This window comes from Pinisolibacter sp., from assembly GCF_036782435.1.
Classification (GTDB): domain Bacteria; phylum Pseudomonadota; class Alphaproteobacteria; order Rhizobiales; family Ancalomicrobiaceae; genus CALBKH01.
On record NZ_DAIPZB010000014.1, the window covers coordinates 42894 to 54856 of the forward strand.

The 11963-nt window shown below is 69.1% G+C and carries 9 protein-coding genes; 4 read left to right on the forward strand and 5 right to left on the reverse strand.

The genetic code is table 11. The annotated features are described in order from the left end of the window. Positions 1–12: 12 nt before the first annotated feature. From nirB to V7Q42_RS08190, 5 genes are all read right to left on the reverse strand, one after another. A complete protein-coding gene (gene nirB, locus V7Q42_RS08170) occupies positions 13–2454 on the reverse strand; it encodes a nitrite reductase large subunit NirB (RefSeq protein ID WP_333823468.1) in 2442 nt (813 codons plus the stop codon). 12 nt (positions 2455–2466) lie between these two features. Continuing rightward, complete coding sequence (locus V7Q42_RS08175) at positions 2467–3405, reverse strand: GAF domain-containing protein (RefSeq protein ID WP_333823469.1); 939 nt, start codon at positions 3403–3405, stop codon at positions 2467–2469. Beyond that, positions 3405–5213, reverse strand: a complete 1809-nt coding sequence (locus V7Q42_RS08180; RefSeq protein WP_333823470.1) for an ABC transporter ATP-binding protein — start codon at positions 5211–5213, stop codon at positions 3405–3407. Before V7Q42_RS08180 ends, V7Q42_RS08175 begins: the two co-directional genes overlap by 1 nt. Before the next feature lie 11 nt (positions 5214–5224). After that, entirely contained in the window at positions 5225–6319 is a 1095-nt protein-coding gene (locus V7Q42_RS08185) for an ABC transporter permease (RefSeq protein ID WP_333823471.1), read from the reverse strand. Positions 6320–6472: 153 nt separating this feature from the next. Further along, positions 6473–7882, reverse strand: coding sequence for a CmpA/NrtA family ABC transporter substrate-binding protein (locus tag V7Q42_RS08190; protein WP_333823472.1), 1410 nt, complete (start codon positions 7880–7882; stop codon positions 6473–6475). A 767-nt stretch (positions 7883–8649) separates the two neighbouring features. Here V7Q42_RS08190 and V7Q42_RS08195 point away from each other — a divergent pair. Genes V7Q42_RS08195 through V7Q42_RS08210 form a run of 4 tightly spaced genes read left to right on the forward strand, consistent with a single transcriptional unit; the run spans position 8650 to position 11963 of the window. Further along, on the forward strand, positions 8650–9006 hold the full coding sequence (locus V7Q42_RS08195; RefSeq protein ID WP_333823473.1) for a hypothetical protein: 357 nt from the start codon (positions 8650–8652) through the stop codon (positions 9004–9006). Further along, positions 8990–9766, forward strand: a complete 777-nt coding sequence (locus V7Q42_RS08200) for a hypothetical protein (RefSeq protein WP_333823475.1) — start codon at positions 8990–8992, stop codon at positions 9764–9766. Before V7Q42_RS08195 ends, V7Q42_RS08200 begins: the two co-directional genes overlap by 17 nt. Then, positions 9763–11598, forward strand: a complete 1836-nt coding sequence (locus V7Q42_RS08205; protein WP_333823477.1) for a hypothetical protein — start codon at positions 9763–9765, stop codon at positions 11596–11598. Before V7Q42_RS08200 ends, V7Q42_RS08205 begins: the two co-directional genes overlap by 4 nt. A gap of 17 nt (positions 11599–11615) precedes the next feature. Further along, on the forward strand, positions 11616–11963 hold the full coding sequence (locus V7Q42_RS08210; protein ID WP_333823479.1) for an ATP synthase subunit C: 348 nt from the start codon (positions 11616–11618) through the stop codon (positions 11961–11963).

Genomic DNA, 11963 nt, shown 5'->3' on the forward strand with positions numbered 1-11963 from the left:
CGTCTCTCCGTCTCACTCGGCGGCCAGCGCCGGAACGATGGTGATGGGCGAGAACTCGTGGCTCTCGTGGCCGGCGACACGCTCGGCCCAGGGGTCGACCTGCGCGAATTTCTGCGACAGCAGGAACCGCTCCCACAGCGCCTTGCGGCTCGCCGCGTCTTCGACGATGGCCTGCTTGATCGTGTCGAGGCCGACGCGCTCCTGCCACTTGTAGATGCGCTCGAGGTAGATCGCGCCCTCACGGTACATCTGCAGCACCGCGCCGGAGTACTCGAGCGCCTCCTCTTCGGTGTCGACGTGGCAGAGGAGGTCGGTCGCCCGCACGTGCAGGCCGGCCGCGCCGGAGATGTGGATGTCGTAGCCCGAGTCGACGCAGATCACGCCGATGTCCTTGACCGTCGCTTCCGAGCAGTTGCGCGGGCAGCCGGAGACGGCGAGCTTGACCTTGGCCGGCGTCCACGACGCCCACATCAGCTTCTCCAGCTTGACGCCGAGCCCCATGCTGTCCTGCGTGCCGAAGCGGCACCACGACTTGCCGACGCAGGTCTTCACCGTCCGGAGGCCCTTGGAATAGGCGTGGCCGGAGACGAGCCCGATGTCGTTGAGGTCCTTCCAGATCGCCGGCAGGTTCTCCTTCTCGATGCCGAGCAGGTCGATGCGCTGGCCGCCGGTCATCTTGACGAGCGGCACCTCGTGCTTCTCGGCGATGTCGGCGATGGCGCGCAGCTCCGCGGCGGTGGTCAGGCCACCCCACATGCGCGGCACGACCGAGAAGGTGCCGTCCTTCTGGATGTTGGCGTGGACGCGCTCGTTGATGAAGCGCGAGCGGCCGTCGTCGACGTATTCGCCCGGCCAGTCGCAGACCAGATAGTAGTTGAGCGCCGGGCGGCAGGTGGCGCAGCCGTTCGGCGTCTTCCAGCCGAGTTCCTGCATCACCGCCGGGATCGACTTCAGCCCCTTGGCGCGGATCGTCTCGCGCACTTCCGTGTGGGTGTGGTCGGTGCACTTGCACATGGTCTTGCGGGCCGACGCCTTGAAGGCGTCGCCGAGGGTGAAGGCGAGCACCTGCTCGACCTTCGGGGTGCACTGGCCGCAGGACGCCGAGGCCTTGGTCACCGCCTTGACCTCGTCGAGGGTGGTGAGCCCCTGGCTCTTGATCGCCGAGACGATGGCACCCTTGCAGACGCCGTTGCAGCCGCAGATCTCAGCGTCATCCGGCAAGGCTGCAACGGCCGCCATAGGGTCCAGGGGGGCGCCCCCCTGGTAGGACTGGCCGAAGATCAGCGTGTCGCGCATCTCCGAGACGTCGGTGCCGTCGCGGATCAGGTCGAAGAACCAGCTGCCCTCCGCCGTGTCGCCGTACATGACGGCGCCGACGACGCGGTCGCCCTCGAGAACGACGCGGCGATAGACGCCGCGCGCGGGATCGCGCAGGACGATGTCCTCGCGGCCCTCGGCCTCCGCGAAGTCGCCGGCGGAGAACAGGTCGCAGCCGGTGACCTTGAGCTTGGTCGAGAGTTCCTTCGGCACGAAGGCGGCCTCTTCGCCCATCAGCGTCTTGGCGACGACCTTGGCCTGATCGTAGAGCGGCGCGACGAGGCCGAAGAGCAGGCCCTCAAACTCGACGCATTCGCCGAGCGCCAGCACGTCCGGGTCGGAGGTCACCATCTGCGACGTCACCTTGACGCCGCGCCCCACCTCGAGGCCGGCCGCCTTGGCGACGGTGGTCTCGGGACGAATGCCGACCGCCATGACCACGAGATCGGCGGGGATGAGGGTCCCGTCGGCGAGTTCGACGCCCTCGACCTTCTCCGATCCGACGATCGCCTTGGTCGAGGCGTTGACCAGGATGGAGATGCCGCGCTTCTCCAGGTCCTTCTGCAGGAGATAGCCGGCCGACGGATCGAGCTGGCGCTCCATCAGATGGCCCATCAGATGGATGACCGTCACCTCCATGCCGCGCAGGCGCAGGCCGGCGGCGGCTTCGAGACCGAGCAGGCCGCCGCCGATCACCACGGCCTTGGCGCCCGGCGTCGCCGAGGCCTCGATCATCGCGTTGGTGTCCTCGAGGTCGCGATAGGCGACGACGCCCTTCAGCTCCTTGCCCGGGACCGGGATGATGAACGGCGCCGAGCCGGTGGCGATCAGCAGCTTGTCGTAGGCGACCTCGCCCTTCTCGCCGACGACCACCTTGCGGTCGCGATCGATCGAGACGACACGCTCGCCGAAGCGGCAGGCGACCTTGTTGGCCGCGTACCAATCGTCGTCGTGGGTGACGATCTCGGCGAAGCTCTTCTCACCGGAGAGGACCGGGGAGAGCATGATGCGGTTGTAGTTGCCGCGCGGTTCGGCGTTGAACAGCGTCACTTCATAGGCCGAGGGATCGGCCTCGAAGAGGTGCTCCAGCGCCCGGCCGGACGCCATGCCGGCGCCGATGACGACGAGTTTCTTCATGGGGTCAGTTCCTCAGCAGTACCAGGCGACGATGTGAGCGAGTTCGCCGCCCTGATGGATGGGCAGGGCGACCATGGTGGTGTAGCCGGCCGGCAGTCCGGCGGGGCCGCGCTCGACCACCGGCAGGCCGGAGCCGAGCGCCCGGCCGACCGGGCCTTCCCAGGCCTTGGCGCGGGCCGGCGTGCCGGTCTCGTCGACCCACAGCGCGCCCTCGCGCTCGCAGATGCCGTCGACGAGGATCGCTTCCTTCTTCGAGCCGACGACCGCCGAGCGGGCGTCCCACATCTCGAAACGGCGGGCGAGCGGCGTGCCGCGCGCCGACAGGAGCGTCAGCACGTAGGTGTCGTGACCGGGCGTCGGGACCGGCAGGCCGAGGCCGGTGGTCAGCCCCGCCCTGCCGGCGGCGTCGGCGCGGATGAAGCGGTAGCCCGAGCCGAGATCGCGCATCATCATCGGCGTCATCGACGCCCACACCCCGCCGGGCAGCCCCTGGCCGCGCGGGAACTGGGTGTGCTTCGACACCCACTCGAAGTGCTTGGCGGCGCCGTAGTAGCCGTCCTCGAGCATCAGCAGGCGGTTGTCCTCGCGCCACACCTCGATGGCGCCGGTGCGCACGGCGTCGTCGCCGCACAGCACCACCAGGACGGCCTTCAGCTCGGCCCCGTCGAACACCGGCACGGCCACCGCGCAGGTCAGACCCGCCGCCTTGGCCGCCTCGGTGCGCTTGAAGTAGGAGCCGTCGAACTCCTTCAGGACGACCGGACGTCCTTCCGCCCAGGCCTTTCCGGGCAGACCCTCGCCGGGGCCGAAGCTCTCCTTGCCGGAGACCGCCGCGAAGTCGGCGAGATCGCCGTAGTCGCCGCCGCCGTGGACGAGGCGTCCATCCTTCGGCACCCAGACCTCGGAGGCCTGGATGAAGGTCGAAGTCGTGTTCTCGGATGCGCTTTCCATCACGCGGCCTCCCTCGCGCCGGCGCTCTTCTCGGCGGCCGTCGGCTTCGCTTCGGTCTTCTCCTCGCCGTGATGGCCTTTCTCGTACTCCTCGAGGAAGCTCAGGACCTGTTCGCGGTAGAGGTAGTAATCGGGGTGTTCGAGCAGCGCCTTGCGCGAGCGCGGGCGCGGTATGTCGACGTCGACGACGCGGCCGATCTTGGCGTTCGGGCCGTTGGTCATCATCACCACCCGGTCGGCGAGCAGGATCGCTTCGTCGACGTCGTGGGTGACGCAGATGGCGGTGACCTGGGTGCGGGTCCACACCTCCATCAGCACCTCCTGCAACTGCCAGCGGGTGAGGCTGTCGAGCATGCCGAAGGGTTCGTCGAGGAGCAGCAGCTTCGGGCTGAGCGCGAAGGCGCGGGCGATGCCGACGCGCTGGCGCATGCCGTTCGACATGTCGGCGGCCGGCTTGTCCATGGCGTCGCCGAGACCGACGCGGGCGAGGTAGTACTCGGCGACGTCGACCTTTTCCGCCTTCGACGAGGTCGGATAGACCTCGTCGCAACCGAGCAGCACGTTCTCCTTGGCGGTCAGCCACGGGAACAGGCTCGGCGCCTGGAACACGACGGCGCGGTCGGGGCCGGCCTGGTAGACTTCGCGGCCGTCGAGCACGATGCCGCCCATCGACACGTCGGTGAGGCCGGCGACCATGGTCAGCACCGTCGACTTGCCGCAGCCGGAGTGGCCGATCAGCGAGATGAACTCGCCGCGCTTGACGTTGAGATCGAAGCCGTCGACGACGGTCAGCGGTCCCCTCGGCGTCGGATAGATCTTCTTGACCTCGTCGAATTCGACGTAGCGCTCCATGATGCCGGTCTTCGGCCGCGCCGCCTCGGCCCAGGCCTTGGGCAGTTCGCCGCCGGCCTTGATCGCGGCGCGCGCTTCCCGCGCCGCCGCCTTGGCCTTGGCGACGTCCTCGCGGAAGTGCACCGGGATGACCTCCGGCAGATGCCGGCCGTCGTCCTCGCCCGAGCCCTGCTCGATGCCCATGTCCATCAGGTACTGGGTGATCTCGGCGCGCAGGCGCTTGAACTCGGGGTCGTGGTTGGCGGCGGTGCGATCACGCGGCCGCGGCAGGTCGATGACGAATTCCTTGGCCAGCGTCGCGCCGGGTCCGATGGTGAGCGGGATGACCCGGTCGGCCAGCAGCAGCGCCTCGTCGACGTCGTTGGTGATGAGGACGACGGTTTTCTTGTCCTCCTCCCAGATGCGCTCGATCTCGTCCTGGAGCTTGGAGCGGGTCAGGGCGTCGAGCGCCGACAGCGGCTCGTCGAGCAGCAGCACCTCGGGGCTCATGGCCAGCGCCCGGGCGATGCCGACGCGCTGGCGCATGCCGCCGGAGAGCTCCGCCGGCTTGCGGTCGGCGGCGTGGGAGAGGCCGACCATCTCGATGTACCTGGCGATGCGCGCCGAACGGTCGGCCTTGCTCTCGTTCGGGAACACCGTTTCCACCGCCAGCTCGATGTTGCCGTGGACCGACAGCCACGGCATCAGCGAGTAGGACTGGAACACCATGCCGCGCTCCGGGCCGGGCGCCGTCACCGGCACGCCCTTCATCGTCACCTCGCCCGCGTCGGGCGTGACGAGGCCGGCGATGGTCGAGATCAGTGTCGTCTTGCCCGAGCCGGAGAAGCCGAGGATGGCGACGAACTCGCCCTCGCGGATCTTGAGGTTCACGTCGGAGAGGACGTGGGTGACGTCGGAGCCGGAGACGTAGCTCTTGGAGACGTTCTTCAGCTCGAGGATGGGCGTGGGTTCGCTCATGGTCCGCCCCCTCAACGCTTGCCGGAGAAGGTGAAGGCGGCCTGGAGCGCGTACATCACGCGGTCGAGCAGGAAGCCGATGATGCCGATGGTGAAGACGGCGACCATGATGCGGGCGAGCGACGAGGAGGAGCCGTTCTGGAACTCGTCCCACACGAACTTGCCGAGGCCGGGGTTCTGGGCGAGCATCTCGGCGGCGATCAGCACCATCCAGCCCACGCCCAGCGACAGACGCATGCCGGTGAAGATCAGCGGCAGCGACGACGGGATGACCAGCTTGAACACCTTCTTGGCCCAGCCGAGACGCAGCACCTTGGCGACGTTCATCAGGTCCTTGTCGATCGAGGCGACGCCGAGCGAGGTGTTGATCAGCGTCGGCCACAGCGAGCACAGCGTCACGGTGATCGCCGAAACCAGGAACGACTTCTCGAACATCGGATCGGTCGAGGTGTAGAGCGCCGAGACCACCATGGTGACGAGCGGCAGCCAGGCCAGCGGCGACACCGGCTTGAAGATCTGCACGAAGGGGTTGATCGCCGCGTTCACCGTCGGCGACAGGCCGGCGAGAATGCCGAGCGGGATGGCCATCGCCGTGCCGATCAGGAAGCCGGTGAAGACGGTCTTCAGCGAGGTCAGGATCTTGTCGATGTAGGTCGGCTTGCCGACGTAGGAACGCACCTTGATCTCGGCATTGGGATCGGCGGCACGCAGCTCCGCGTTGCGCTTGTCCTGACGTTCGTAGAACGCCTTCTCCTTGGCGCGCTCGGCGTTGTGGTCGGCGACCAGCACCGTCACCTGCTCCCACACCTCCGCCGGTCCGGGGATGGCGCCGAGCGAGGTCTGGACGCGCGGGGCGAGCACCGCCCAGATGCCGAGGAAGATCACCATCGCGACGATCGGCACGCCGGCCAGACGCCACAGTTCCTTCGACTGGGTCTTGACGTTGTCGCCGCCGATCATCTTGAGGATCGGCACCACGAAGCCGAGACCGAGAACCGAGAGATAGCCCTCGATCTTGGTGATGCGGGAGAACCAGCGCTGGCGCCGGGCCTCGCGCGCGGCGCGGGTCTCGGCATCGGCGACGAGCTGGTCGGTGGCGATGGTCATGGGGCTGTCCTCGGATGGCGACCGCGTCGGGTGGGGTCGGCGGGTCTTACGAAGGGGTTCCGGGCGAAGTGGGATCCGGGGAGTCCGGGACGGCGCGATTTCGGGCGCACCGTCCCGTCTCGGGAGCGGGGCCGAGGCCCCGCGCGAGGCGCATCAGCCCTCGACGGCGTTGCCGACGACCTTCTGGGCGCCCTTGAGGCCGATCTTCAGGCTGTCGATGTAGGCGTTGGGCTTCTTGCCGTCGTACGGCACCTTGTCCATGAAGCCGTTGTCGACCGGCTTGTAGCCGTCGGAGCCGAAGGGGAAGTCCTCCTTCTTGGCCTTGCCTTCGGCGACCAGCAATTCGGCGGCCTTCACGTAGATGTCCGGGCGATAGACCTTCTTGGCGGTCTCGTCGTACCAGGCGTCGGTCTTCGCTTCGCCGATCTGACCCCAACGGCGCATCTGGGTGAGGTACCACACCGCGTCGGAATAGAAGGGGTAGGTGGCGAAGTACTTGAAGAAGACGTTGAAGTCCGGAACCGGACGCTTGTCGCCCTTCTCGTACTCGAAGGTGCCGGTCATCGAATTGGCGATGACCTGCGGATCGGCGCCGACGTACTCGGACTTGGAAAGGATCTTCACCGCCTCGGCGCGGTTCTTGCCGTCACCCTCGTCGAGCCACATGCAGGCGCGGATCATCGCCTTGGTGATGGCGAGGAGCGTGTTGGGGTTCTCTTCGGCCCACTTCTTGGTGACGCCGAAGACCTTCTCCGGGTTGTTCTTCCAGATCTCGTCGTCGGTGATCACCGGCACGCCGATGCCCTTGAACACCGCCGCCTGGTTCCACGGCTCGCCGACGCAGTAACCCATGATGGTACCGGCCTCCATGGTGGCCGGCATCTGCGGTGGGGGCGTGACCGAGAGCAGCGCCTCGGCCAGGATCTGGCCGGAAACGTTCTCGGCCGAATAGAAGCCGGGATGCACGCCGCCGGCGGCGAGCCAGTAGCGCAGTTCGTAGTTGTGGGTGGAGACCGGGAACACCATGCCCATCTTGAAGGACTTGCCCTCGGCCTTGAGGCCGTCGATCACCGGCTTCAGCGCCGCGGCCGAGATCGGGTGCTCCGGCTTGCCGTCGGCACCCGTCTTCAGGTGCTTCTTCATCTCCGCCCAGATGGCGTTCGACACGGTGATGCCGTTGCCGTTGAGGTCCATCGACAGCGGTGTGATGACCTCCGCCTGGGTGCCGAAACCGATGGTCGCGCCGATCGGCTGGCCGGCCAGCATGTGCGAGCCGTCGAGCTCGCCGGTGATGACGCGGTCGAGCAGGACCTTCCAGTTGGCCTGCGCCTCGAGCGAAACCTGAAGCCCCTCGTCGTCGAAGAATCCCTTCTCCAGCGCGATGGCGAGCGGCGCCATGTCGGTGAGCTTGATGAAGCCGAGCTTCACCACGTCCTTTTCGAGCTTCAGCGGCGCGGCCAGCGCCTTGGACACGACCGAGGTCGAAGCGAGCGTCGCGGCGCCGATGGCGGCGGCGGAGAGAAGGAAGCGACGGCGCGAGAGAGTGAACGAACGGTTCGACATGGATGCCCCTCGGTTTCGATCGGTTGCGGATCGTCACGAGGGTCGGCGCCGAGTTCGGGAGATGGCGACGACCCGGCACCGTCCCCCGCCTGTCGTCGCGCCTTCATCGGGAAAGGGAGCGCGAACCGCCGGGACGATGCCATCCGTGACTGAGAACCCGACGCTGGGTTCCGATCCGTTGGACGGTGGGTCGTCGTTGACCGCCTCTCTCCTAGCAGAGGTCGTGCCAACCTTCGCGAAAGTCGGATTCGCCAAGAGAATCAGTCGGAGAAGGCGAAGGCCGGAGGATCGTCGCAGCGGCCGCCGCTCGAGCGAACGGCACTGCAATATGAGCGAATGCACATGAATCGGGCAGTGCAACAACGTTGCCCAGATTTCGAACGCGGGGCAGGGGGGCCTCGCCACGGGGCTCGGATCGGCCGACAGGAGCGGCACTTTCTCCCCCGAGTGGTGCTGCTTCGGTGGTCTCGTCTCGTCACCGCACCGCCCGCCCGATCGTCCCGGCGATGGCGCACGGGCGGCGGTCCTGGAATATCGATGCCGAACCGTCGTTCGAGGCGGTGTCGTCGCCGACGAGGCCGGCGAAAACGCTGCCGAAAACGACGGAAATCCGGCCGATTGATCTATCGCATGGCGTAACTTGGAAACGATATATAAGTTTATCCTCATATTTCACGGTGCCACCTCGGCGCCGAAGATCCTGGGACCGGTCCTGCTCCGTCCCGGCGGGAACGATCCACCGGGGATCTGATCGAGGAGATCGGATCATGACGAGAACGCCGCCGACCCGGAGCGCGAGTGCCTCGACCGCCGCCGTGGAGGCGGTGTTACGGGCCGAAGGGGCGGCGGAGGAGCGTATCCGGCAGGCGCGTCGCGACGCCGGCGCCATGGTCGCCGCGGCCCGGGCGCGCGAAGAGGCGATCGCCCGCCGCGCCGACGCCCGCATCTCCCGTGTCCACATCGCCTACATGGCGCGCATCGATCGGGAGATCGCGCGTCTCGAAGCGTTGCTCGCGCCCGCTCCGGGGGCGGGCTCCGACGAGGCCGAAGCCGCGGTTCTGACGCGGGTGATCGAGCGTCTGGCCGGCGAGTTGACGGGGCGGACCGATGAGAGCGTCGCGTGACTTCGCCTATGCGCAGGCCCGCCTGCAGGCTCGTCATGGCGAGCGCTTGCAGGACGGCGACTGGCGGACGCTCGAAGCCGCCCGCTCGCTCCGCCTCCATCTCGAACGCGCCCGCGCCACCGCGCTGCGCCGCCATTGCGAGCGTCTCGACGCCGCGCTCTCCGGCCACGCCCTCGAGGCGGTGCTGCGTCGCGAGGTCGAACGGGCGGTCGGCGAGGTCGCCGCTTGGTTGCCCCCACGCTGGCGGCCCGCCGTGCTGTGGCTCGCGTTCCTCCCGGCTCTGCCGCTCGTCGACGGCGCGCTGAGAGGCGAACCCCTGCCCGATTGGGCGGAGGACGAACCGACGCTCGCCCAACTCGTCGGCCTCGAACCGCCGGCCCGTGCCGCCGTCCTCGCCAACTCCCCCGCCGCCCCGCTCGTCCCGCCTCTCGGTGGGGAGGCGCCGAGCGTCGCCGACCTCTGGATCGCCGAATGGATTCGGCGCCTGCCCGGCGGCGTCGGCGCGAACCGCGAGATCGGTGATCTGATCGAGGCCGTGCGGCGAGCCGCCGCCACCGAGGGGGCGACGCTCGCTCATCGGGATCAGCCGGCCCGGACCGCGATCGAGCGCATCCTGGCACGCGCCTTCCGCGCCGGTGCCGGTACGGCGCTCGCCGCCGTCGCCCATCTCGGGCTGCTCTTCGTCGATCTCGAACGGCTGCGCGGCGGCATCCTGCGTCGCGCCCTGTTCGACGAAACTCATGGCGAGGAGGCCGCATGACCTTCCGTCCGCGCCCCACTCGCTGGTTCGAACTGCTCACCGTCGGGACCGACGCGCCGTTGGCGCTCGAGGCGCTCGCCGAGACCGGAGCGATCGAGCTCGAGGTGGAGGCCGGCGCGACCCGTCGCTCGCTGCTGCCCGACACCGCCGGCCTGCTCGACGCCTTCCGTCGGCTCGCCCGCACCCATGGCGGTCATTGGCCGAAAGCGGCGCCGCTCGCCAACCGGCCCGATCATCCGCGCCGGCTGCTCGAAGCCGCCTGGGCGCGGCTCGTCGCGTGGCGCAGGGAAGCCGATCCGATCATCCGCGCCATCGAGGCGACGGGGCGCGAGACCGAAGATCTCGAGATGCTGCGCGCCGCGCTCCTCGACATCGGCGACGATTGCCCCGATCCGGCCGAACTCGCCGACGTCGGTCCGCGATTGGCGGCGCGGCTCTATCGCCTGCCCGCCGGTATCCGCCTGCCCGCGCCGCCGGCCCACACTCTGGTGGAGACCTGGGAGGGGCTCGCCGCCGCCCATGTGCTGGTCCTCGGGCCGCGCCGGGAGGTCGCCGAGATCGAAGCCCTGATCCCCGCCCTCGAGGGCCGCGTCGTGCCGCTGCCCGATTGGTTGCCGGTGACGCCGAAAGGCGCCCGCGCCGCGGTCGAGGCCAGGCTCGAACGGATCACCATCGAACGCCACACCGCCGAGACCCGGCTCGCCGCGCTCTCCGAGCGTCATGGTCTCGCCGAGGCTCTGGGCGATTTCGCCCTCGTCGACTGGCTCGCCCGCAACGCCGCCGACGTCGCCGGCTCCGAACGCCTCGCCTGGGTCACCGGCTGGACCACCGACGAGGACGGCGACGCCCTGCGCGCCGCGCTCGACCGGCGCGGTGTCCGCGGCCTCCTGCGCATCCTGCCCGATCCGCCCGGCGCCGAAGCGCCGTTGGTCCTGCGCAATCCGCCATGGGTCCGCCCGTTCGAGGTCTTCGCCTCGCTGCTCGGCACCCCCGACCGCGCCGAGGCCGACGCCAGTCCGCTCCTCGCCGTCGTCGCGCCGCTGATGTTCGGCTTCATGTTCGGCGACGTCGGCCAGGGTCTCGTGTTGATCGGTGCCGGTCTCATGCTGCGCCGTCGCCTGCCGGTTCTGGCGCTCCTGGTGCCCGGCGGCGTCGCGGCGGTGGTCTTCGGCTTCCTCTTCGGCTCGGTCTTCTGCCTCGAGGATCTCCTCCCCGCCCTGTGGATCCATCCGCTCGGCGCCCCGACCACCCTGCTCGTCACCGCGCTCCTCGGTGGCATCGTGCTGCTCCTCGTCGGTCTCGCCCTCGACGCGTTCCAGGCCCATTGGCGCGGCGAACTCGCCCATTGGGCGATGCATCGCGCCGGCCTCGTCTTCGCCTATGTGGCGCTGCTCGCCGCCGCCGTCTGGGCCCCGGCCGCCTGGGCGGCGCTCGTCGGCGTCGTCTGGTTCGTCGCCGGCGCCGCCGTGATCGACACCGGCGACCGTCGCGTCGCGGCCGGTGTGGCGCTCGCCGAATTCGCCGAGGCGATGGTCCAGCTCCTGGTCAACACCGTCTCCTTCGCCCGCGTCGGCGCCTTCGCCCTCGCCCATGCCGGCCTCGCCGCCGCGATCGTCGGCGTCGCCGAGGTCTCCGGCCCGGTCGGCTTCTGGATCGTGCTGATCCTCGGCAACGCCCTGGTGCTGGCGCTGGAGGGCCTCGTCGTCGGCATCCAGACCACCCGTCTCATCCTCTTCGAATTCTTCATCCGCTTCCTGCACGGCGGCGGTCGGCCCTTCCGGCCGCTCGTGCCGCCGCGTCTCGACTGGGCTCCTGCGGCCCCTCGAGACTGAAACAGAGAGGTTCCGCCATGCGCATCGACCGTCTCCGCCTCGTCGTCGCCCTCGCGGCGGCCGTCGTCGTCGCCCTGACCGGCCTTCTCTGGGTGAGCCTGCCCGCCGGAGCGGCGGAAGCGGCGGCGCAAGCCGGGGTCGATCCCGGTGTGGTGCAGTGGGCGCTGGCCGCCGCCGCCGCCGCCGCCGGTCTCGGCACCATCGCCGCCGGCATCGCCGTGGCCTCGGTCGGCAGCGCCGCCATCGGCGCGCTCGCCGAGAAGCCCGAACTGCTCGGCCGCGTGCTGATCATCGTCGGTCTCGCCGAAGGTATCGCCATCTACGGCCTGATCGTCGCCATCCTCATCCTCAACCGAGCCGGCTGA